General features: G+C 66.0%; 23 protein-coding genes. 11 read left to right on the top strand and 12 right to left on the bottom strand.

Going from position 1 to position 22942, the window contains the following annotated elements; genetic code table 11:
- The first annotated feature begins 53 nt into the window (after positions 1–53).
- The gene (lipA, locus tag ACVWYO_RS20410; RefSeq protein ID WP_457353961.1) at positions 54–974 is read left to right on the top strand and encodes a lipoyl synthase; all 921 of its coding nucleotides are present in this window, start codon (positions 54–56) and stop codon (positions 972–974) included.
- Complete coding sequence (locus ACVWYO_RS20405) at positions 974–1453, top strand: type II toxin-antitoxin system RatA family toxin (RefSeq protein ID WP_457353959.1); 480 nt, start codon at positions 974–976, stop codon at positions 1451–1453. The genes lipA and ACVWYO_RS20405 overlap by 1 nt, the downstream gene beginning before the upstream one ends.
- Here ACVWYO_RS20405 and ACVWYO_RS20400 read toward each other — a convergent pair.
- From ACVWYO_RS20400 to ispF, 3 genes are read right to left on the bottom strand one after another with little or no spacing between them, the layout of a single operon-like run.
- Positions 1393–1923, bottom strand: a complete 531-nt coding sequence (locus tag ACVWYO_RS20400; RefSeq protein ID WP_457353957.1) for a CinA family protein — start codon at positions 1921–1923, stop codon at positions 1393–1395. The two genes, ACVWYO_RS20405 and ACVWYO_RS20400, sit on opposite strands and share 61 nt — an antisense overlap.
- Positions 1916–2437, bottom strand: a complete 522-nt coding sequence (locus ACVWYO_RS20395; RefSeq protein ID WP_457353955.1) for a hypothetical protein — start codon at positions 2435–2437, stop codon at positions 1916–1918. The genes ACVWYO_RS20400 and ACVWYO_RS20395 overlap by 8 nt, the downstream gene beginning before the upstream one ends.
- Complete coding sequence (gene ispF, locus ACVWYO_RS20390; protein ID WP_457353953.1) at positions 2434–3687, bottom strand: 2-C-methyl-D-erythritol 2,4-cyclodiphosphate synthase; 1254 nt, start codon at positions 3685–3687, stop codon at positions 2434–2436. Before ispF ends, ACVWYO_RS20395 begins: the two co-directional genes overlap by 4 nt.
- Positions 3688–3797: 110 nt before the next feature.
- Between ispF and dusB the strand changes: the two genes are divergently transcribed.
- From dusB to ACVWYO_RS20345, 9 genes are all read left to right on the top strand, one after another.
- Complete coding sequence (dusB, locus tag ACVWYO_RS20385; protein ID WP_457353951.1) at positions 3798–4802, top strand: tRNA dihydrouridine synthase DusB; 1005 nt, start codon at positions 3798–3800, stop codon at positions 4800–4802.
- A complete protein-coding gene (locus tag ACVWYO_RS20380) occupies positions 4778–5860 on the top strand; it encodes a two-component system sensor histidine kinase NtrB (protein ID WP_457353949.1) in 1083 nt (360 codons plus the stop codon). Before dusB ends, ACVWYO_RS20380 begins: the two co-directional genes overlap by 25 nt.
- Positions 5857–7275 carry a nitrogen regulation protein NR(I) gene (ntrC, locus tag ACVWYO_RS20375; RefSeq protein WP_457353947.1) on the top strand — a complete coding sequence of 473 codons (1419 nt, stop codon included), beginning with the start codon at positions 5857–5859 and terminating at the stop codon, positions 7273–7275. Before ACVWYO_RS20380 ends, ntrC begins: the two co-directional genes overlap by 4 nt.
- A 93-nt stretch (positions 7276–7368) precedes the next feature.
- The gene (locus ACVWYO_RS20370) at positions 7369–9588 is read left to right on the top strand and encodes a sensor histidine kinase (protein WP_457353945.1); all 2220 of its coding nucleotides are present in this window, start codon (positions 7369–7371) and stop codon (positions 9586–9588) included.
- Positions 9589–9591: 3 nt separating this feature from the next.
- Positions 9592–10965, top strand: coding sequence for a nitrogen assimilation response regulator NtrX (gene ntrX / locus ACVWYO_RS20365; RefSeq protein ID WP_140848707.1), 1374 nt, complete (start codon positions 9592–9594; stop codon positions 10963–10965).
- A gap of 718 nt (positions 10966–11683) precedes the next feature.
- Positions 11684–11866, top strand: a complete 183-nt coding sequence (locus ACVWYO_RS20360) for a hypothetical protein (RefSeq protein WP_457353942.1) — start codon at positions 11684–11686, stop codon at positions 11864–11866.
- Between the two features lie 567 nt (positions 11867–12433).
- Entirely contained in the window at positions 12434–12925 is a 492-nt protein-coding gene (gene hfq / locus ACVWYO_RS20355) for an RNA chaperone Hfq (protein ID WP_457353941.1), read from the top strand.
- Positions 12922–14208: a GTPase HflX gene (gene hflX / locus ACVWYO_RS20350; protein WP_457353939.1), complete on the top strand. Its 1287-nt coding sequence runs from the start codon at positions 12922–12924 to the stop codon at positions 14206–14208. Before hfq ends, hflX begins: the two co-directional genes overlap by 4 nt.
- The gene (locus ACVWYO_RS20345; RefSeq protein WP_457353937.1) at positions 14186–14839 is read left to right on the top strand and encodes a GNAT family N-acetyltransferase; all 654 of its coding nucleotides are present in this window, start codon (positions 14186–14188) and stop codon (positions 14837–14839) included. The genes hflX and ACVWYO_RS20345 overlap by 23 nt, the downstream gene beginning before the upstream one ends.
- On the opposite strand, the gene mazG is transcribed toward ACVWYO_RS20345, so the two are convergent.
- The 9 genes from mazG to ACVWYO_RS20300 all read right to left on the bottom strand — a co-directional run bounded on the left by mazG (position 14820) and on the right by ACVWYO_RS20300 (position 22933).
- Complete coding sequence (gene mazG / locus ACVWYO_RS20340; protein WP_457353935.1) at positions 14820–15563, bottom strand: nucleoside triphosphate pyrophosphohydrolase; 744 nt, start codon at positions 15561–15563, stop codon at positions 14820–14822. The two genes, ACVWYO_RS20345 and mazG, sit on opposite strands and share 20 nt — an antisense overlap.
- A gap of 153 nt (positions 15564–15716) precedes the next feature.
- Positions 15717–16397 (bottom strand): RBBP9/YdeN family alpha/beta hydrolase, encoded by a 681-nt coding sequence (locus ACVWYO_RS20335; protein ID WP_457353933.1) that lies wholly within the window; start codon positions 16395–16397, stop codon positions 15717–15719.
- Positions 16398–16865: 468 nt separating this feature from the next.
- Positions 16866–17018 (bottom strand): hypothetical protein, encoded by a 153-nt coding sequence (locus ACVWYO_RS20330; RefSeq protein WP_457353931.1) that lies wholly within the window; start codon positions 17016–17018, stop codon positions 16866–16868.
- The gene (locus ACVWYO_RS20325) at positions 17018–17797 is read right to left on the bottom strand and encodes an MBL fold metallo-hydrolase (RefSeq protein ID WP_457353929.1); all 780 of its coding nucleotides are present in this window, start codon (positions 17795–17797) and stop codon (positions 17018–17020) included. The genes ACVWYO_RS20330 and ACVWYO_RS20325 overlap by 1 nt, the downstream gene beginning before the upstream one ends.
- Positions 17794–18570: a TatD family hydrolase gene (locus tag ACVWYO_RS20320; protein WP_457353927.1), complete on the bottom strand. Its 777-nt coding sequence runs from the start codon at positions 18568–18570 to the stop codon at positions 17794–17796. Before ACVWYO_RS20320 ends, ACVWYO_RS20325 begins: the two co-directional genes overlap by 4 nt.
- Entirely contained in the window at positions 18570–20111 is a 1542-nt protein-coding gene (metG, locus tag ACVWYO_RS20315) for a methionine--tRNA ligase (RefSeq protein ID WP_457353925.1), read from the bottom strand. Before metG ends, ACVWYO_RS20320 begins: the two co-directional genes overlap by 1 nt.
- Before the next feature lie 55 nt (positions 20112–20166).
- Positions 20167–21144 (bottom strand): DNA polymerase III subunit delta', encoded by a 978-nt coding sequence (locus ACVWYO_RS20310; RefSeq protein WP_457353923.1) that lies wholly within the window; start codon positions 21142–21144, stop codon positions 20167–20169.
- Entirely contained in the window at positions 21141–21767 is a 627-nt protein-coding gene (gene tmk / locus ACVWYO_RS20305) for a dTMP kinase (RefSeq protein ID WP_457353921.1), read from the bottom strand. Before tmk ends, ACVWYO_RS20310 begins: the two co-directional genes overlap by 4 nt.
- Positions 21764–22933 (bottom strand): D-alanyl-D-alanine carboxypeptidase family protein, encoded by a 1170-nt coding sequence (locus ACVWYO_RS20300; RefSeq protein WP_457353919.1) that lies wholly within the window; start codon positions 22931–22933, stop codon positions 21764–21766. Before ACVWYO_RS20300 ends, tmk begins: the two co-directional genes overlap by 4 nt.
- Positions 22934–22942 lie beyond the last annotated feature (9 nt).

Below are 22942 nucleotides of genomic sequence, written 5' to 3'. Positions count from 1 at the left end.
CGGATAAGAAGAGGGGGTGGCAAGCGGCGACGCCAATCGCTATCTGCACAGCCATGAACGAGATGTCCCCGCTCGCCCGTCCGCCCCGCGAACGCAAGCCCGACTGGCTCCGCGTCAAGGCACCGACCTCGGCCGGCTTCGCCGCGACCCGCGAACTGATGCGCTCGAAGAGCCTGACGACGGTGTGCGAGGAGGCGGCTTGCCCCAACATCGGCGAATGTTGGAGCAAGAAACATGCGACGGTGATGATCCTCGGCGACACCTGCACGCGCGCCTGCGCGTTCTGCAACGTCAAGACGGGGATGCCTCGCGCGGTCGATCGACTCGAGCCGCAAAACGTCGCCGATGCGGCGGCGCAGATGGGCTTGCAGCATATCGTCGTAACTTCGGTCGATCGGGACGATCTGCCCGACGGCGGTGCGTCGCAATTCGTCAAGGTGATCCAGGCGTTGCGCGCCACGACACCGAACACGAGCATCGAGATCCTCACCCCAGATTTCCGCAACAAGGCGCAGGCCGCGATCGAGTCGATCGTCGAGGCGGGGCCGGACGTCTACAACCACAATCTCGAGACCGTGCCGCGGCTCTACACCACGATTCGCCCTGGTGCGCGCTACTACGCGTCGCTGCGGCTGCTCGAGAGCGTCAAGCGCCATAATCCGCGGATCTTCACTAAGTCGGGCGTGATGCTCGGGCTCGGCGAGGAGCGGCTTGAAGTGCATCAGGTGATGGATGACATGCGTAGCGCCGAGATCGACTTCCTGACGATGGGACAATATCTTCAGCCGACGCCGCGCCACGCCAAGGTGCTCGATTTCGTCACGCCGGCGGCGTTCGACGCCTATGCCGCGATTGCACGTGCCAAGGGCTTCCTCCTCGTCGCGAGTTCGCCGCTGACGCGCTCGAGCTATCACGCCGGAGACGATTTCGCCCGCCTGCGTGCGGCGCGAGAGGCGAAGCTCGCGGTCCGGTAATGCCGCGCCATTCCGAAACGCGGCGATTGCCCTACAGCCCCGAGCAGATGTTCGATCTGGTCGCCGATGTCGGCCGATACGCCGAATTCCTGCCCTGGGTCTCGGCGATTCGCGTCCGCTCGAGCAGCGCGACCGAACTGACCGCCGACATGATCGTCGGGTTCAAGGGGCTGCGCGAGACCTTTACGTCAAAGGTCGACAAGGAGCGCCCGAATCGCATCCATGTCGAGTATCTCGACGGACCGCTCAAATATCTGCGCAACGACTGGGTGTTCCGCCCCGACGGGACGGGCTGCGCGGTCGATTTCACGGTCGACTTCGCGTTCAAGAACCGCGTGTTCGAGATGCTCGCAGGCCAGGTGTTCGGCACCGCGCTTCGGAAGATGATCGGTGCGTTCGAGGAGCGCGCCGCAGTGCTTTACGCCGCGCCTTCGACTTCCGGCGGCAGCAGCAGCTCGAGCGCACACAGCGCCGCCTGAAGCCGGACGCCACCGCGGCCGAGATCGCCGAAATCCTTGCGATCCGCGACGACATGCCCCGGATCGGCTCCACGCTCGGCGCGCGCAAAGACGACCGTGCCGACCGGCTTCTTCTCGGTCCCGCCGCCGGGCCCCGCCACTCCGGTGATCGCCACCGCCACGTCCGCACCGCTTGCCTCGAGCGCGCCCTGCGCCATGCTCCACGCGGTCGCCACCGACACCGCGCCGAACGTCTCGAGCACATCGGCGCTAACGTTGAGCATCTCGAGCTTGGCGTCGTTCGAATAGGTCACGAAGCCACTCTCGAACATTTCGGAAGACCCCGGAATCTCGGTCAGCGCCGCGGCGACCAGGCCACCGGTGCAGCTTTCGGCCAGCGCGATACGGCGTCCGGCCGCAAGGTTGGCTGCGACCACCTTGCGCGCCGCCGCGACCAGTTCGGCCGGAAGGATGGTGTCGCGCTTATCCATGAGTCGGGCAGATCGTGAAAGGCGCGCGCTTCTTCGAATAGTCGCTGCCCAGCAGGAACAGCTGAACCACAAGGGCTGCGGTATTGCCGACCGGCAGCGGCGCCAGCAGGCCGGTGATCCGGTCGATCCGCGGGCAATCGCCCGGCTTGAGATCCTTGACGACCAACGGACCCAGCAAGCTGCTCACCAGCGGGCGGATCACGTCGGGGTCCATCCCGCGCAACTGTTCGCCGCCGAGCTTGCCGATCGCGGGCTTCGCTGCGTTCCACGCCGAATCGCCATCGACCCGGTAGCGCGCGACCAAGGCAGGGAGCCCAGCCCGCAATGTCGCGGTCGGCGGCAGAGTGCTTGCACAGGCCTTGCCGACCGCATCGAGCACGTCGGGCAGCGCGACCAGCACGAGCGATTGCCCCTCTTGCTCGGTCAGGCACGGCAGGTCGGCCGGCGCGGCCTGCGCGGCGACCGTTGCGGTCGCCCCGAACCATAATGCTGCGAGTGTCGTCAGCCGCTTCATCGCTTGCCCCCCGGAACCCGGACCGTCGCCGCCGCCTGCGCGGCTATGCCCTCGCCGCGCCCGGTAAAGCCGAGCCGCTCGGTCGTCGTCGCCTTGATGCTGACCTGATCCGCGTCGAGCTGCAAGAGGTCTGCGATCCGGTCACGCATCGCGGCGCGGTGCGGGCCGATCTTGGGCTCTTCGCACATCAGCGTGAGATCGACGAAATCGATGATCCCGCCGCGCTCGGTGATGAGCGAAGCCGCGTGCTGCAGGAACTGCGCCGAGTCGGCCCCGCGCCATTGCGGGTCGCTCGGCGGGAAGTGCGTGCCGATATCGCCCGCCGCGATCGTGCCCAGCAATGCATCGGTGATCGCGTGCAGCGCGACGTCCGCATCGCTATGCCCCGACAACCCCTTGTCGTGCGGGATCAGGACGCCGCCGAGCCAGAGCTCCTCGCCGACTTCGAGGCGATGGACGTCGAACCCCGTCGCCATGCGCGTGCGCAGCGTTGTGGCGAGACGTTCCTCGGCGGCGGCGAAATCGGCGGGGTGGGTGATCTTTTCGAGCATGGGATCTCCTGCGACCAAGGCGACGCGTCCCCCGGCGGCGCGCACCATCTGCGCGTCGTCGGTCGGTTCGTGGCCCGCTTCGTCATTTGGCCAGCCGCGATGCGCGGCGAGGGCGGTGGAAAAGGCAAAGGCTTGCGGCGTCTGGATACGATGCAGCGAGTCGCGCGACACGGTCTCGCCGAGATCGGTCTCGCCCTTGGCGAGCGTATCGGCGACGGGGAGGGCGGGGACGGCACCGTCATGGTCGTCTAGAGCGGATAGGAGACGGTCGATGACGGCGGCGGTGAGGAACGGGCGGGCCGCGTCGTGGATCAGCACGCGCTCAACCCCATTCGTCGCCCCGGCGGAGGCCGGGACCGCCATGGGGCCGGCGTCTCCCGCGGAAACGGGGCGGCCCCGGCCTTCGGCGGGGCGACGATCCTGGGCCAGCGCTGCCAGCCCGGCCAGCACGGACAGCCGTCGCGTCGCGCCACCAATCACATATTCGACGTCACCGACCGCGTCGCGCAGCGCCGCTTCCTGACCCGCACCGATCACCACGATCACCCGATCGATCGCCGGGTGCGCACAAAGGGCGGCATAAGAATGCGCCAAAACGGCCTTGCCGCCGAGCGGCGCATATTGCTTGGGAATGCGGCTGCCCGAGCGCACGCCGGTTCCGGCGGCGACGATCAACGCGCCAGTGCGGGGGTTCGTCATGCGATGAGCGCCTAGCCCAAGCCGAAGCGCCCCGCCAGCCCAGCCGCACATGCTTGCCGGTTCCCGCGCTTTCCCCTATAGGCTGCCCGTTTTTCAGGCAGACTCTTCCAGTGACTTCGCGCACCCTCGCCCCGCTTCAGATTGGCCCCGTGACGATCGCCTCGCCGGTGATTCTCGCACCGATGACGGGCGTCACCGACATGCCGTTCCGCACGCTGGTGCGGCGCTACGGCTCGGGGCTTAACGTCACCGAGATGGTGGCGAGCCAGGCGGCGATCCGCGAGACGCGCCAGTCACTCCAAAAGGCTGCCTGGGCGCCGATCGAGGATCCGGTCTCGATGCAGCTCGTCGGTTGCACGCCGTATGAAATGGGCGAGGCGGCCAAGCTCAGCGAGGATCGCGGCGCTGCGATCATCGACATCAACATGGGCTGCCCGGTGCGCAAGGTCACCAATGGCGATGCCGGCTCGGCGCTGATGCGCGATCTCGACACCGCGGGCGCAATCATCAAGGGCGTGGTCGACGCGGTCAGCGTGCCAGTCACGCTGAAAATGCGGATGGGCTGGGACCATGCGAGCCTCAATGCGCCAGAACTCGCGCAGATCGCGCAGGATCTCGGCGTAAAGCTCGTCACCGTCCACGGTCGCACGCGCAACCAGATGTACAAGGGCAGTGCCGATTGGGCGTTCATCCGCTCGGTCAAGGACGCGGTCAGCATCCCGGTGATCGCCAACGGCGACATCAATTCGATCGAGGATGCCGAGGCGGCGCTCGACCAGTCGGGCGCCGATGGCATCATGATCGGTCGCGGCTCCTACGGTCGCCCGTGGCTGCTCGGGCAGGTGATGGAGTGGTTCGCCACCGGCCGCCGCGTCGAAGATCCCTCGATCGAGGAGCAGTATCGCGTGATCGCCGAGCATTATGAAGCGATGCTCAGTCATTACGGCAACGAGACCGGGGTAAATATGGCCCGCAAGCACATCGGCTGGTACACGCGTGGCCTTCACGGCTCGGCCGAGTTTCGCAACAAGGTCAACCAGATCCCCGACCCCAAGGCGGTGCAGGCGATGCTCGCCGAGTTCTACGCGCCTTGGTGCAGCCGCGCCGCCGCGTGAAGGCGATCGGGGGGCCAGGGTTCGCCGAGCTCTTCGCGGCGCTGCCGGTGGCGGTGCTGGTCGTTGACGATGGCGGATGCATCGTCTTCGCCAATGCCGAGTGCGAAACGCTGCTCAACCTGTCGGAACGCGCGATGCTCGGGCATCCGCTCGTCTCGATCATGACGCCGCCCAGCCAGCCGAACGCGCGCGACAATCACGGCCTCGCCGCGTTCGATACCGAGATCGCGCTCAAGCGCGGCGCCACCATCCGTGTTGATTATATCGAGACGCGTGTCGCCGATCATCCCGGCTGGCATACGATCACGCTGCACCACGCCGCGACCTCGCGCCGCATGGGCCATAGCGCAGATCGCGCCGCGGCCGCGCGCGCCGCGATCGGCGCTGCGGCGATGCTCGCGCACGAGATCAAGAACCCGCTCTCGGGGATCCGCGGCGCGGCGCAATTGCTGTCAAAGGGGAAGGGGGCCGAGGAGCTCACCACGCTGATCACGACCGAAGTCGACCGCATCGCTGCGTTGATCGACCGGATGCAGGATTTCACCGATACGCGTCCGCTCAAGCTCGCGCCTGAGAACATCTATCCTTTGCTCGGCCATGCACGCCGCGTCGCGCTCGCCGGCTTCGCACGGCATGTGACGATCGAGGAGCGCTTCGATCCGTCGCTGCCGACCGTTCAGATCGACCGCGACGCGACGCTGCAGGTCGTGCTCAATTTGCTCAAGAATGCCAGCGAAGCGACGCGCGAGCAGGCCGATGCGCGCATCACGCTCGCCACTGCCTATCGCCACGGCATGGCGGTCGCGCCTGCGCCGGGCAAGCCGCGGCGGCCGCTGCCGATCGAGATCTGCGTGATCGACAATGGTCCCGGGCCGCCCGCCGACATTGCCGAACATCTGTTCGACCCGTTCATTTCGGGCAAGCCCGAGGGGCAGGGGCTCGGCCTCGCGCTCGTCGACAAGCTCGTCCGCGACATGGGCGGGATCATCCAGTTCGCGCGCGAAGGAGCCCCGCCGATGACCGTCTTCCGTATCATGCTCCCACGGGGTGACGCATGAGTCGCACCGGCAGAATCCTCGTACTCGACGATGATGCTGCGATCCGCACTGTCGTCGGGCAGGCGTTGAAGCGCGACGGCCACCGCGTGCTGACCGCCGCGACGATCGCCGAGGCCGAGGTCCAGCTTGCGACCGCCTTGCCCGACGTCTTGATCAGCGACGTCAAGCTGCCCGACGGCAATGGGCTCGACCTGGTCGATCGCGTTGTGCGCGCGCATCCCGGGCTCCCGGTGATCGTGCTATCGGCGCAGAACACGCTGACGACCGCCGTGCGCTCAACCGAGGTCGGCGCGTTCGATTATCTGCCCAAGCCGTTCGATCTCGATGCGCTCTCGCGGACCGTCCAGAGCGCGCTCGCGCGCGGGTCGGGGGGCATCGCTGAGCCGATCGAAGCCGAGGACCGCGCGCTGCCGCTGATCGGGCGCTCACCCGCGATGCAGGACGTCTATCGCATCATCGCGCGCGTCGTGTCGAACGACCTCACCGTGCTCGTCTCGGGCGAATCGGGCACCGGCAAGGAACTGGTCGCCCGCGCGATCCACGACCTCGGCCCGCGCCGTCGCTCGCCCTTCCTCGCGCTCAACATGGCGGCGATCCCGCGCGAACTGATCGAGGCCGAGCTGTTCGGTCACGAACGCGGCGCCTTCACCGGCGCGCAGGCACGCTCGGCCGGGCGCTTCGAGCAGGCCGCGGGGGGCACGCTGTTCCTCGACGAAATCGGCGACATGCCGATGGAAGCGCAGACGCGGCTGCTGCGCGTGCTGCAATCGGGCGAGTTCACCACGGTCGGCGGGGCGCGGACGATCCGCGCCGACGTCCGCATCGTCGCAGCGACCAATCGCGAGCTCGCACAGCTCGTCGCGACCGGCCAGTTCCGTGAGGATCTATTCTACCGCCTCAATGTCGTCCCGGTGATGCTCCCCGCATTGCGCGCCCGGCGACAGGACATCGCCTTGCTCGCACGGCACTTCCTCGACCGCGCGGCCGAGGACGGGCTGCCGCGCAAGCAGCTCGACTCGGATGCGATCGCGGTGCTCGAAGCCTATGACTGGCCCGGCAACGTCCGCGAGCTCGAGAACATGATGCGTCGCGTCGCGGTGCTCGCACGCGACGAGCGGATCGACGCGGGCGAGATCCGCGCGATGCTCGGCGGCGCCATGCCAGCGGTTGCGGTGGTCGGAGACGCCGGGATCGACGCGGCGATCCGAGCGCGCATCGAGCGACTCGCGATCGAGGAACCCGCCGCGCTCGACGATGGGACGCTCTACGATCGGATCATCGCCGAGGTCGAACGTCCGTTGATCGAGACGCTGCTCGCGCGCCATGGCCAGAATCAGCTGCGGACCGCGCGTGCGCTCGGGATCAATCGCAACACGCTGCGAAAGCGCCTGGACGTACTTGGAATCGATCCCTGAACGAGCCGCCGGGACGCTCGATGGGTGTTGAAGTGCGACAAATACCCGAATTGTGTGTTTTCCTTGCAACGCAACCGTTGTAGCAATGTCACGATGAGCGAAGCTTCGGCCTCTCCTGTGCCTCTCCCGGCCGCGCGGTCGTGGATCAGCGTGACGCCAGCGCTCGAGCTTTCGGTCGTCGCCGGCGCGGTCGCGATCGCGGTGGCGAGCTATTTCGTGATCGCGAGCGGGGCTGCGTCGCAGAGCCTGCTCAGCCCCGGCGTGGTCGCGCTGCTGCTCGTATCCAATCTGCTGCCCGGCGTCGCCTTGCTCGTCCTGCTCGGCCGCCGCGTCGCGATGCGGCGCGCCGCGCGCTCGCCGATCGGCGGGCGCGGGCGGCTCCACGTCCGGCTGGTCGCGATCTTCTCGATGGTCGCCGCCGTGCCCACCTTGCTCGTCGTGATCTTCGCCTCGTTGCTGTTCCAGTACGGCGTTCAATTCTGGTATTCCGACCAGGCGCGCGACATGATCGAGAACGCGACGGGCGTCGCGAAGACATCGTATCAGCAGATGCTCAAGCGCTGGCAGCAAGCAACCGTGACCGCGGCGCAGGATATTGCCGGTTATCCCGAGTTCAAGTCGGGCTCGCCAGCGTTCGAAAACATATTCTTTTACCAGATTTACTTCCGTAGCCTGTCGGACGGTTTCATCTTTTCCGCCAGTCCCCGGAACGACATCCAGCCGATCTACGCGATCAACCCTGACAAGCTCGATTTGCGTAACGAGATCACGGTTACCGATCTCAACCGGGTACGGAGCGGGACGCCGAGCGTGACGACCGTCAAGGGCAATCGCATCGAGACACTTACCGCGATACCCGGGACAACCGACCAGTATTTCCTGAGCGTTGCAATCTCTGACGTCAAAGTCATGGAAGAGCAGTCGCGCCGCAGCACCGAAGTGTTGTCGACCTACCGCGATCTGCTGGTCAAGGCGCGGTCGCTGCAGTTGAAATTCAACGCCGCGCTGCTCGCCATTTCGCTGCTGATCGTCGCGATCGCGGTGTGGATTGCGCTCGCCGTGGCCGATCGCCTCGTCCGCCCGGTCGGCGAACTCGTCGCAGCCGCACATCGCGTCGCGGCGGGCGATCTCGGCGCGCGCGTCCCGACACCGACGACCGATGACGAAGTCGGAACGCTCGCCAACGCCTTTAACGGCATGACCAGCCGCCTCCAGACGCAGAACAGCGCGCTCGAGAGCCGCCGTGCGCTGATCGAGGCGGTGATGTCGGGGGTGACCGCGGGCGTCATCTCGGTTGCGCCCGACGGCACGATCCGGCTGATCAACCGCTCGGCGATCACCCTGCTCGAGAGCGTCGAGGAGACGCTCGCGGGCAAGCCGCTGAGCCTGATCTCGCCCGAACTCGCAGCGCTCGTCGAGGGCAAGGAGCGCGAGGCGATCGTCGAACTCGGCGCGGGCGGCGGGGAGGCGCGCACGCTCGCGGTCAAGGTGACGCGCGCGGCGGAGGGCCCGATCCTGACCTTCGACGACATCACCGGGCAATTGCTCGACCAGCGCCGCGCCGCCTGGTCCGATGTCGCGCGCCGCATCGCGCACGAGATCAAGAACCCGCTGACCCCGATTCAGCTCGCCGCCGAGCGCCTCCAGCGGCGCTATGGCAAGCAGATCGACCCCGAGGACACCACCTTCGCCCGCCTGACCGAGACGATCATCCGCCAGGTCGGCGATCTGCGCCGGATGGTCGACGAATTCTCCTCGTTCGCGCGGATGCCGAAACCCGTGTTCCGCGAGGAATCGCTCGTCGATCTCGCGCGCCAGACGATGTTCCTCCACGAAGTCGCGCATCCCGGCATCGTCTTCACGCTGACGCATGACGATCCCGGCCCAAGCCTGGTGTGCGACCGCCGCCAGATTGGCCAGGCGCTGACCAACATCGTCAAGAACGCTGTCGAAGCGGTCGAGGCGCATACCGACGCGTCCTCCGCCGAGATCGCGATGACGCTGAGCGAAGGTGAGGGGCGTACCACGCTGACCGTCGCCGATACCGGCATCGGCCTGCCCGCCAATCGCGACCGTATCGTCGAGCCCTATGTCACCACGCGCGCGCGTGGCACCGGGCTCGGCCTCGCCATCGTCAAGAAGATCGTTGAGGAGCATTGCGGCACGATCGCGTTTGCCGACCGCCCCGGGGGGGGCACGATCGTCACCGTGCGTTTCGACACGGCGATGCTCGCCACTCTCGACCAGGGTGATGGAGGCGATGGGGGCATCGCCGCCACGCCCGTTCCCGCCCTTTTGCAGAACCGGACCTGAGCCATGCCCCTCGACATCCTCGTCGTCGATGACGAACGCGACATCCGAGACCTCGTAGCCGGCGTCCTCGAAGACGAAGGCTATGGCGCGCGTGTGGCCGCCGACAGCGACTCCGCGCTCGAGGCGATCTCGGTGCGGCGCCCGTCGCTCGTGCTGCTCGACGTCTGGCTCCACGGCTCGCGGCTCGACGGGCTCGAACTGCTCGACGAGATCAAGCGGCGCGATCCGTCGATCCCGGTGCTGATGATTTCAGGGCACGGCAATCTCGACACCGCGGTCGCCGCGATCCGCCGCGGCGCCGCCGATTTCATCGAAAAGCCGTTCGAGGCCGAGCGGCTGCTGCTGATGGTCGCGCGCGCAACCGAGACCGAGAGCCTGCGTCGCGAGATCGCGTCTCTCCGCGAATCGGTCGGCCAGAATAACGATCTCACCGGCAATTCCGGGGCGATCAACGGCGTCCGCGCGACCTTGAAGCGTGTCGCCGCAACGGGCAGTCGCGTGCTGATCATGGGCTCGGCCGGCGTCGGCAAGGAAGTCGCCGCGCGGCTGCTCCACGGCTGGAGCCAGCGCGCCAATGCGCCGTTTGTCATCGTCAATGCAGCCCGGATGACGCCCGAACGCGTCGAGGAGGAGCTGTTCGGTGCCGAGGAAGCGGGGCAGCTCGTGCGCTCGGGGCTGCTCGAACAGGCGCATGGCGGGACGCTGTTCCTCGACGAGATCGCCGACATGCCGCTCGCCACGCAAGGCCGCATCCTACGTGTCCTGACCGACCAGAGCTTCAGCCGCGTCGGCGGGCAGCGCATCGTCAAGGTCGACGTCCGCGTCGTCTCGGCAACCGCGCGAGACCTCACGCACGAGATCGCCGAGGGGCGCTTCCGCGAGGATCTCTATTATCGCCTCAACGTCGTGCCCGTCGCGATCCCCGGTCTCGCCGAGCGCCGCGAGGACATCCCCGCGCTGATCGACCATTTCATGGCGCATTACGCCTCGGAACGCCGCGTGCCGACCCCCGAGGTCGCGCCCGACGCAATGGTCGCGCTGCAATCGTACGAATGGCCGGGCAATGTCCGCCAGCTCCGCAACGTGGTCGAACGCACGATCATCATGGCGCCGGGCGACCGGATCGGACGGATCGACCTCGACATGCTGCCCGCCGATATCCTCGGCGATCCGGGCGAACTCGGCGGGAGCGGCACGGCGATCATGGGCTCGCCGCTGCGCGAGGCGCGCGAGACCTTCGAGCGCGAGTATTTGCGCGTGCAGATCCGGCGTTTCTCGGGAAATATCTCCCGGACGGCGAACTTCATCGGGATGGAGCGGTCGGCGCTGCACCGGAAGCTGAAGCTGCTGGGGATTACCGAGGTGCGGGAGGACTGAGAGGGGGGAGGGGCGGGTCCAGGTACCGCGTTCTGGTTTCGCTCCACTAGGCGGTGAGAATCGTGCGGCCGGTAGCGACCAGTTGCGGACATTCGCGTTCCGAGTAGATTGCCTACGAGTTAGGAGAATACGGTGCGCTGGCTTGTGATATTGATATTCTGATCGAGTTGTGGATCGCCTCAACACGATCGGAAAAGCTGGAAATCGATTCCAGCGTCAACATCACCATATCAAGCGACGCTTACCGAAGACGATTATAATCTCGGAGAAAGCAACCAGTTCAGCCTGCGTATCGACGCCCAACCCGCAAACGGTGACAACGGCTCGTTCTATGAGGGGCCGCTCGAAGCTGGAGGCGCTATACATTCTCTTAGACCGAAGCTTGTATGGACATCCCCGACAGAACTGCTGGTAACTGTCCACACTGCGGAACTCGCAGGTCAAACGATCAGACGTTTGGGAGGCAATGGAAGGCCGAGAGGCTCGGTCACGATACGATACGTCGCGGATGGACCGTCCAAAGATTAATGGCTGCTTCCCACCAACTATCGCCGTTCGAGCGCCGCCAGCGCGATCACCCGTCGCAAAAGCCGACCGGCAGCTATTGGGCGAAAAAGGGGTCGGGCAGAAATCGACTAATAGCGATCGCCCCGAGAAGCGGTTACGACCGAGGGATGAACATCGACGCCCCCTGTACGCCAATGTCGGAGAAGCCGAGATGATCTGGGTCTGGACAGCCGTAGGTTTGGTCGCGGCCTGCTACTGCATTGCGACTGGTTTCGCTTACTTGAAGCAAAAGCGTTACGTTCGCGGCGCGTTGGGGATCATTAGCGGCGTGCTTCTGCTGTTTGTGCCGGTATCCGGCCAAACGAGCGCGGTAAAGATCGACCTGCCAGCATAGATTTATAAGACCCAATCGCCATCTGCGGGGGGCGGTCGACGGCAGCTCCCCACCCAGAAGCAGACATCCTAAACTTCGTCGCCCCGGCGCAGGCCGGGGCCATTGAATGGCTGGGCGCGCGGCCGGTCCAAAACGTGGCGGCCCCGGCCTCCGCCGGGGCGACGGTCGTGGGCGATGGCGGCAATCCACCGAATTTGGTCAGTCGGGCAATTCTGTCCTACAAACCGAAAATGTGATAGTGTTACCTCCGATGCTCGATAGTTCCCTATCTTGATCAAACACCGAGAGGGATATTCCGACGAAAAAACTTCCGACCAGCGAGATTCCGAAAAATCCCGGCGATGGTGAGACTTTTGTGCGACTTTCCTACGCCGCCAGCAACTGGCAACGCCGTGCAAGCCGCGGTCGATCGAACGCCGCCAACGCGAGCCCGATCCCTTTCTAACCCCCACCCGCTGGACGAACCGCCCCCGGCACCCTAAATCACCCTCAGCGTCAATCAGGCGCACTTCGACGCCGGAACCGGCGCACTGCGGGAACCACCCGCCAAAAACATAGGATCGACCGATGGCCGACAAGCAAACCTCGCTGCAAGACCTGTTCCTCAATGCGCTGCGCCGCACCAAGACCCCGATCACGATGTTCCTCGTCAAGGGCGTCAAGCTCCAGGGAATCGTTACCTGGTTCGACAATTTCTCGGTGCTGCTCCGCCGCGACGGCCAGTCGCAGCTGATCTACAAGCACGCCATTTCGACGATCATGCCGTCGAACAGCGTTGACATTGATGCGATCGTGAACGCCGTCGGCGAAGCGCAGCGCAAGCAGCCGCTGCTGCAGGAAATTTTCCTCAACGCGGTCCGCAAGTCCGAGGACAACGTCACGATGTTCCTCGTCAACGGGGTGATGCTGCAGGGGCAGATCGCGGCGTTCGACCTGTTCTGCATGCTGCTCCAGCGCGATGGCATGGCGCAGCTCGTCTACAAGCATGCGGTCTCGACGATCCAGCCCGCGCACCCCCTCAATTTGGCTGATGAAACAGCAGGTTCGGACGAAGATTGACCACAGGTTTCGAACGTGACCGCGACGACGTAGCGCGCGGTGCAAAGGCGGTCGTCGTCTATCCCGATACCGGTGCGTCTACGCGCGACGCCGAGGCACGGCTGGCGGAAACTGCCGGTCTCGCCATGGCGATCCATGTCGAGGTGGTCGATCGCGTCGCGATCAAGGTCCGCACGCTCCAGCCTTCGACGCTGATCGGCAAGGGCCAGCTCGAGGCGCTCGCCGCGACGGTGCGGATGGGCGAGGCGGAACTCGTCGTCTTCGACGCGAACCTTACGCCGGTTCAGCAGCGCAACCTCGAAAAGGCGCTGTCGGCCAAGGTGATCGACCGTACCGGGCTGATCCTCGAGATCTTCGGCGAGCGCGCCGCGACCGCCGAAGGGCGGCTGCAAGTCGAGCTCGCGCATCTTGATTATCAGGCCGGTCGCCTCGTGCGCAGCTGGACCCACTTGGAACGCCAGCGCGGCGGCTTCGGCTTCCTCGGCGGCCCGGGCGAGACGCAGATCGAGGCCGACAGGCGCTTGATCCGCGACCGCATGGCGCGATTGAAGAAAGAACTTGAGCAAGTCTCGCGCACCCGCGGCCTGCACCGCGACCGGCGCCAGCGCGCGCCGTGGCCGGTGATTGCCTTGGTCGGCTACACCAACGCCGGAAAGTCCACGCTATTCAACCGCATGACCGGCGCCGACGTCATGGCGGAGGATCTGCTCTTCGCGACGCTCGACCCGACGCTCCGCCAGATCGCGCTGCCGGGGATCGACAAGGCGATCCTGTCGGATACGGTCGGGTTCGTTTCCGAACTCCCGACTCAGCTCGTTGCGGCGTTCAAGGCGACGCTCGAAGAAGTGGTGTCGGCCGATCTGCTGATCCACGTCCGCGACATCGCGCATCCCGATACGCTGGTGCAGCGCGACGACGTCGAGACGGTGCTGCGCGACATCGGCGTCGATACGTCGGTCCCGCGGATCGAGGCGTGGAACAAGCTCGACTTGCTCGACGCGGATGAACGCGCCGAATGGCTCGGCGAGGCCGCACGGCGCGACGATGTCGTCGCGATCTCGGCGCTGAGCGGGGAAGGGGTGGCGCATCTGCTCGACACTGTCGCCGCGCTGCTGACCGCGACGCATCGGCGCTACACGATCCTGCTCGAGGCCGGAGATGGGGCGGGCGCAGCGTGGCTGCACGCGCATGGTGAGGTGCTGAGCCAAACGGTCGAGGGCGAGCAGGCGATCTACGAAGTCCGGATGGCCGAGCGCGACTATGAGCGCTTTGCTCAACGCTGACGGGGTCGATCCCGAACTGCTCGCGGGCTGGGTCGCAGCGCGGTCGATCGCGCGCGGCGTGGCGGCGCCGGTCGCCGATCATGGCGGCTGGCGCGTCGATACGCGCAGCGATGTCGAATATTGCCGCTACATCTTCGTGCGCGGCGACGCGGCGATCGCCACACTTGCGCACTCCATCCACCAACCTCGAATTCTTATCAAAGCGTGTGTAGAAGAGGCGGCATTAATAGCGCTTTTGCCCGACTTATGGGCGTTGCAGGATCGCGCCTGGGTCATGACAAGTCTCGCCGAACCGCCGGCGCGGCGCTTGGCGGAGGGGTATACACTTGCGGTCGAGCATGAGAACCGCGTCATCGCAGTTACCGTCACGGCCGCCGACGGATCGCTCGCCGCGAGCGGCTATGCGGTCGAGATCGACGGCGTGTTCGCCTATGATCGGATCCGCACCAGTGCCGATCACCAGCGCCGCGGGCTCGGCCATGCGGTGATGAGTACGCTCCACGCGCAGCGTCGCTCCGTTGCATCGCGCGAGATCCTCGTCGCGACCGACGAGGGAAGGGCGCTTTACACAGCGCTCGGCTGGAGCGTGCAGAGCGCCTATGCGAGCGCGCTCAGCCCGCCGGCGTCTTGATCGCCTGCCACAGGGCCTCCTTGTCTTCGAGCGAAAGCGCGGTGAATCCGTCGCCGGCCGCGGCCTCCATCGCGGTGAAGCGCCGCTCGAACTTGGCATTACCGCGGCGCAGCGCCGCCTCGGGATCGACGCCGAGCTTGCGCGCCCAATTCACCACCGAGAATAGCAGGTCGCCGATCTCGTCCTCGCGCTCGTCCTGCGTCGCCGCGGCATCGACTTCGGCGATCTCCTCGTGGATCTTCGCCCGCGAGCCAGCTGCATCGGGCCAGTCGAACCCGGTCCGCGCCGCGCGCTTCTGCAGCTTTTCCGCGCGAAGCAAGGCGGGCAGGCCGGCGGCGACGCCGTCGAGCGCTCCGCCCGCGCCCTTCGCGGCGCGTTCCTCGGCCTTGATCTGTTCCCAGCGTTGATCTCCGCCAGTCTCCGCGTCGCCGAAGATGTGCGGGTGGCGGCGCTCCATCTTGTCGCTGATCGCCGCGACCACGTCGGGCAGCGCGAAGTGCCCGGCTTCCTCGGCGATCCGGCTGTGGAACACGACCTGCAGCAGCAGATCACCGAGTTCTTCCTTGAGATCGGCCATGTCCTCGCGCGTGATCGCATCGGCGACTTCATAGGCCTCTTCGATCGTATAGGGCGCGATGCTCGCGAAATCCTGCGCGACGTCCCACTCGCACCCGCGCACCGGATCGCGCAGCCGCGCCATGATCGAGACAAGGCGCGCTATCATCGCAGGAAGCCTTCACGGCTGGCGACGCTACGCCGATGCCCGGTCGACACGCGCGCTGAACTCGATCGGTGCATCTAGGTCCCGGACTTACAGCTGAAACGGAACCACGGACCTATCGCAATCAGAGAACGAACGCGATCCCTTCCTCGACCATCAGTGATGAACCTGCGAACCTTCACCGCGGGAGGTTCTGCCCACCTCGATCGCCAGACCCGGGCTAGAGTTCAGATCGGGTTCGAGCAGCAGCGCCTGCGCCTGTCGAGCCAATATCCGGACATTGCCGGTACGGGCGTCACGCAGAAGCTCGGCTGCGGCCTGACCCTGCGGCCAATGTGCCAGGCCCGAACGCGCATTGATGTGACCGGCGCGCCCGATTTCGACGAGGCCCGCGCCCCATTTCCGGGCCAGAGCGCGTGATTCCCGCATCGTTGCATAGGGGTCGTCTTCGCTTGCGACGAGCAACGAAACGAAGGGCAACGCCCGACGCGGGTCGTTACCAAACCGGGCGATGCGCGGGTCAAGCGCTGGGCGATCGGTCGCCGGTGGAGCGACGAGCAACGCGCCGAGCACCGAAGAGGCGCCGCTTGGCCCCGAAGCATTGGCCCACCACGTCACGGCCTGGCATCCCAGGCTATGCGCGACGAGCACCACCGGCCCACGTGCGGCCGCGACCGCCTGATCGATCCGGCTCATCCACACGGTCCGATTGGGATCGTCCCAGGCGCCGAGGTCGATCCGGTGGGTATCGCTACGCTCGCGCTCCCAACGGGTTTGCCAATGGTCGTCGCCCGAGCCGAGCAGCCCAGGAACCGTGAGGATGACCGGACTGATCATGACGCGGCGCCTTCGCCGCAACGCCAGAACAGGAGGCCCGAGCTATGGCGCTGTTGCATTCGATCGAAGCGTGCGGACGACATGGCCAATTCCGATCTTGTTGGTGGGACATACTCCCGCACTCCGAGGATCGCTGCCAACGCCGCTTTCTTGCTGCCGCTAAAGCTGATCTTTGCGCCGTTGTTCGATCCCGAATGTCAGGTCAGGGTGCAATGGACGCCGGACGCTGGATGCGGTGTGGGATGACCGTATCCCGTAGCATCGCGCGATCGCGGCATATTAGCCCAAGCTGCGCGGGTCGATCCGGTTACGAAAGAAGTGGCTTTCCGCTGCACGCGACATGCGGGAGGTCGGGCGAAGCGGAGACGGCAGCGCTTTCAAAGATCAACCGTAGCGCTTGAGTCCGATAATAGACATTATGTTAATTGCAGAGCAAATGTTAAGACAGGCCCTTTGCGCCCGTAGACGTCATCCACTCGCGAAAAGCGTGACGATCAGCACAAGAATGCCGAAGATCGCCACCCACGCCAGCGCCATCTTCACCGCGTCGCCGAGCGGTAGAGGGCGTGCAACGAGTGCGCTGACCGGCAGGATCAATACCAGCAGGTACAACAGGATCATCATCCCGTGGTCGCCGACACCATCCGCTCCAACCCGTCATAGCCCGGCTCGACGCCTGGTGGCAGTTCGCCGAGCAGCGTCGCGTAATCCATCGACTGGTCCATGTGCGTCAGAATGGTGTGCCCCGGTCGGAACGCTTCGACCCACCCCAGCACGCTTGGCAGATCGGCGTGCGATGGATGCGGACGACGACGCAACGCATCCACCACCCAGACGTCAAGATCCTGATACACCGCGGCCATATCGGGTGTCATCGTACTAAAATCCGTCGCATATCCGATCGATCCCGCAGCGCTGTCGAACCGCAGTCCCGCAGAGACGAACGGACCATGCGGTTGCTGGACGGTCCGTACCGTGATGTCGCCGATCGTCACCGTATCGGGTAGCGTCTCGATCGCCACGGTCGGCGGATAGCCATCGTGACCGCGAAAAACATAGGTGAAGCGGCGCTCGAGCAGAGCCTTGAGATCAGGCCGGGCAAGCCCGCGAACCGGCCGCCCCATCGCATGGAAGACCTGGCGCAGATCGTCGATGCCGTGCGTGTGATCGGCATGGTCGTGGGTCCAGATTACCGCGTCGAGCGTATCGACTCCCGCCGCCAGCAACTGCTCGCGCATGTCGGGTCCGGTATCGACGAGGATGCGCGTCGTCGCGGTCTCGACGAGGATCGCTGCCCGCATGCGGCGATTGCGCGGATTGCCCGGATCGCACGCGCCCCAATCATTGCCGATCCGCGGCACGCCAGACGACGTCCCCGAACCGAGGATGCGAACCTTCATACGCGCGTCTTGGTGAACAAAGCGTGAAAATTGTCCGCCGTCGCAGCGGCGAGCGTTTCGAGCGTTTCGCCGCGCAGCGTTGCCAGAAACGCCGCAGTATCGGCGACGAAGGCAGGCTCACCGGTCTTGCCGCGATGTGGCACCGGCGCGAGAAACGGCGCGTCTGTTTCGATCAACAGCCGATCGAGCGGCAGCCGCGCCGCGGTTTCCTGCAGATCCTTGGCATTCTTGAAGGTCACGATTCCCGAGATGGAGATGTAGCAGCCGAGGTCGAGCGCGATATCGGCAAACGCCCCGCTCGCGGTGAAGCAATGGATGACGGCGGGGTAGGCCCCCTTCCCCATTTCCTCGCGCATGATCTCGGCGGTGTCGTCTTCGGCATCGCGCGTATGGACGACGAGCGGCAGCTGGGTCTCGCGCGCTGCGGCAATGTGCGCACGAAAGCTCGCGCGCTGGCGGTCCCAGTCGCTGTGATCGTAGAAGTAATCGAGCCCGCTCTCACCGATCCCGACGACGCGCGGGTGCTGCGCGCGTTCGACCAGCCGCGCGGTCCCGATGTCGGGATGCTGATCGGCCTCGTGCGGGTGGATGCCGACGGTCCCCCAAACGTCGCTTTCGCGCTCGGCGGTAGCGATCACCGCGTCCCACTCGCTCTCGCGCGTCGCGATGTTGAGCATCGCATGGACGCCGCGCGCCCGTGCGCGCGCGAGCACGTCCTGCTGCCCCTCGATCAGTCCCTTGTAATTGAGGTGGCAATGGCTGTCGGCGAACATCACGCGTCCCCAACCGGCGCCTCGAGACGCGGGAAGACGCCCGCGGGGGCCGGCAAAGTCAGCCCCGGCGCGAGCAGATGACCGAGTGCCTCGAAGCTGCGGGCATCGGCCGCCTGCCCCAGAAGATCGAGGAGCTTGTCCGCGCCGCCCGGAATAGCCCAGCGGGCAAGGATCGCAATGCGACGGATCGCGTCGGCAGCGTGATACAGAATGGTGTCGGCACGCTCTGGATCGGTCTTGCGCACGCTCCACGGCGCCTGGTCGGCGAGATACTGGTTAGCGTCGCGCGCCGCCGACCAGACAGCCTCGAGCGCGTTATGGAGCGCAAGGTCGGTCATCGCCGTGTGCATCCCCTCTTCGGCTGCCGCCACGCTAGCGATAAGCGCGTCTTCGGCCGCAGTCCGCGCGCCCATCGCCGGGACGACGCCACCGCAGGCTTTAGCGATGATCGACAGGCAACGCTGCGCGAGATTGCCGAGATTGTTGGCCAGATCGGCGTTGCAGCGCGTCACGATCGCTTCCTCGGAATAGCTGCCGTCCTGGCCGAAGCTGACTTCGCGCAGCAGGAAATAGCGCAGCGCATCGACGCCGAAGCGCGTCGCCAGTTCCATCGGATCGGTGACGTTGCCGACCGACTTCGACATCTTCTCGCCGCGGTTGAGCAGGAAGCCGTGGCCGAAGACCGCGCGCGGCAGGGGAATGTTCGCGCTCATCAGAAAAGCTGGCCAGTAAACGGCGTGAAACCGCACGATATCCTTCCCGATGACGTGCAGGTTCGCGGGCCAGAAGGTCTCGGACAGTTCGACATCGTCGGGATAGCCGACGCCAGTCAGGTAATTGGTCAGCGCATCGACCCATACATACATGACATGGCCGGGGCTGCCCGGTACGGGAACGCCCCAGTCGAAGCTGGTACGCGACACCGACAGGTCGGACAATCCGCCCTCGACGAAGCGCAGGATCTCGTTGCGCCGCGCTTCCGGCCGGATGAAATCGGGATTGGCTGCATAGAAATCGAGCAGTGGCTGCTGGTATTTGGAGAGCTTGAAGAACCAGGTTTCCTCGGCGGTCCATTCGACCGGCGTGCCCTGCGGCGAGAGCTTGGCGCCGCCCTCGCCTTCAACGAGCTCCTTCTCGTCGTAAAACGCCTCGTCGCGAACCGAATACCAGCCTTCGTAGCGATCGAGATAGAGATCGCCAGCCGCTTCCATCGCCCGCCAGATCGCCTGGCTGGCGCGGTAATGATCCTTGTCGCTGGTGCGGATGAAACGATCATACGAGATATCAAGCGCGTCCGCCATCGCCTTGAAATGTCCGCTCATTTCATCGGCAAGCGCGCGCGGCGTCAAGTCGCGCTTGCGCGCTTCCTGGACCATCTTGAGGCCGTGTTCGTCGGTGCCTGTCTGGAAGCGGACCTCGCGGCCGAGCTGGCGCTGGTAGCGCGCAATCGCATCGGTCGCGATCGCCTCATAGGCGTGGCCGATGTGCGGGCGGCCATTGGGATAGCTGATCGCGGTCGTGATGTAATAGGGGTCGGTCATGCGCGCGTCCTAGAACATCGGGCGGGGTTATTGAAGCCTCGCCGCCGCGTTCCGCTTACACCGCAAGCCGCGCGACGATCCCCGCCATTTCGTACACCGTTGCCTGTGCATCGAGCGTGAGGGCGCGTGCCGTGGCGGCCAGCGTCCGCGCCGCGTCGTACCCGTCGAGCGCGATGCGCAGCCGTTCACCGCGCCGTTCGGCGGCGTGTGCGGCGATGAAGGCGGGCGCGCGGTCGAGAAAGGCCTCGTAGCGTTTCTGCGCGGCCTTCAGCGCGAGCGACTTCGCCAGCCGTACGCGCTTTCCGTTCCCAGGGTCGCCATCGCGCGCGATGACCGCCAGCGCCTGGTCGAGCGCGGCAAGATCAAGCCCGGCGAACCCCAGCGCGCGTCCGGGCGAGCCATGCGCGACGCCGACCAGCGCCGCCAGTTCGGCCGGCTCGACGCCGGGCAGCGCATGTTCGAGCACCGACGTCATGTCGGCGTCGCTCAACGGATCGAAGCGCAGCTGGCGACAGCGCGAGCGGATCGTCGGCAGCAGCCGACCCGGCGCATGGCTGATCAGCAGGAAGATCGTCCCCTGCGGCGGTTCCTCGAGATTCTTGAGCAACGCGTTCGACGCGCCGGGCCGCTCGAGATCATCGACCGAGTCGATGATCACGACGCGCCGGTCGGACATCGAGGGCCGCGTCGCGAACATCGGCCCGAGCGCGCGCACCTGCGCGATCGGAATGCTGCGCGCAAGATCGAGGCCCGTCTTGTCGCCTTCCTTCGGCTGGCGCGTCAGCTCGCGATAATCGGGATGCGATCCCGCGGCGATCAGCTTGCGCTGCGGGTCGCTCTCGGGGACCGCAAAACCGGGCGGCAGGTCATCGCGCGTCCCCTGCGAGAGTAACCGCAATGCGGCCGCACGCGCAAAGCTCGACTTGCCGATCCCTTCAGGGCCGGCAAACAGCCAAGCATGATGCAGCGCGCCATTCGTCATCGCTGCGGCGAAAGCCTGATGCGCAGCGTCGTTGCCCAGCGGCAAGCTCACGGCAGCAAGTCCGCGACGGCTGCGTTCACCGCAGCGGCAACTTCGTCGATTCCACCGGCGGCATCGATCAGCCGGAATCGGTCGGGCTCGGCGCTGGCGAAGCGCCGGAACGCCGCGGCGACGGCAGTGTGGAAATCCGCACCGCGCACCGCAAAGCGATCGGCGGCGGCGCCGTCGCGCGCCGCCGCCCGTGCGCTCCCTTGCTCTGGCGACAGCTCGAGCACGAGCGTGCGATCGGGCAGCAAGCCACGCGACCCAAACCCGTGCAACGCCAGCACGTCGGCGTCATCGATCCCGCCTGCGACGCCCTGATACGCCCGACTGCTGTCGAGGAAACGATCACAGATCACCCATCGCCCCGCACCCAACGCGGGGCGGATCGTCTTTTCGACATGATCGGCGCGCGCCGCAGCGAACAGCAACGCCTCGCTATGGGCGCTCCAGCGCGACACATCCCCCTGCATCAGGAGGGCGCGGATCGCTTCTGCCCCTTCGCTGCCACCGGGTTCGCGGGTAACGAGCGCATCGATCCCGCGCGCAGCGAGCGCCGCGGCGAGCCGCTTGGCTTGCGTCGACTTGCCGGCCCCCTCCCCGCCCTCGAGCGAGATGAAGCGTCCGCTCACCCGCCGAACAGCCCCATCAGCCCCGCCCAGGCACGCCCGAAAAAGCCGGCTTCGCTGACGTCGTTCGCCGCCACCAGCGGCAGGCGCTCGGCGGGCATTCCGGGCGTAACGACGACGAGATCGGCGATATGCTGGCCAGCCTTGATCGGCGCCTTGATCGGGCCGTCATATTGCACGCTGAGCTTCATCTCGCCCGCAGTCCCGGCGGGGACGGTCGCGCTCAGATCATTGGCGGCGACGAGCCCGACACTGCTCGCGCTGCCGAGTTGGACCTCGGCGGTCTCGATCTGCTTGCCCTTCGCGAGAATCGGCTTGGCCTGCCACGCGCGGAAGCCCCATTCCATGAACTTGACCGATTCCTCGGCGCGCTGGCCCGAACTGCCGAAGCCCGCCATCACCAGCACGAGACGGCGGCCGTTCTGCATCGCCGAGCCGGTGAAGCCGTAGCCGGCCTCGTCGGTATGGCCGGTCTTCAGGCCGTCGGCACCCGACACGCGACCGAGCAACGGATCGCGATTGGCCTGGTCGATCGATTTCTCGCCGCCGAGGGTCTTGCCCCAGGTGAAGCTGCGCAGCGAATAGAAGCGCTTGTAGAGATCAGGATAGTCACGGATCGTCGATGAGGCGAGCTTGGCGAGATCGCGGGCGGTGACGTAGGTCACGCCGTTATCCGGCCAGCCATTGGCGGTCCCGAAATGGCTGTTTGACAGGCCGAGCTTGGTCGCAGCGCGGTTCATCCGCTCGGTGAACGCGCTCTCGGTCCCCGAAATGCCCTCGGCAAGGACGACGCACGCGTCATTGCCCGACAGCGTGACGATGCCCTTGAGCAGATCCCCGACGCTAACCTCCTCGCCCGACGACAGGAACATGGTCGAGCCCTGCGAGTGCCAGGCGCGCCACGTCTCGGGGCGCACCGGGAATTTCTGGTCGAGCTTCAATTCACCCGACTTGATCATCTCGAACGCGACATAGACCGTCATCATCTTCGCCATCGAGGCGGGCGGCATCCGGCGGTCGGCGTCCTTCTGGTACAAGATCGCGCCCGACGACAGATCCTGCAGGTAGGCGACCGGCGCCGGGGTCTGGAATTCGGGGGCGGCAACTGCCGGGCACGTCGCGGCGATGGCGACGACAGCGGCGGCAAGCAGTTTCTGGCGCGAGGACATGCGGTTCGG

It is taken from the genome of Sphingomonas sp. UYP23, from assembly GCF_054059235.1.
This window is presented reverse-complemented; position numbering and strand designations above follow the sequence as displayed.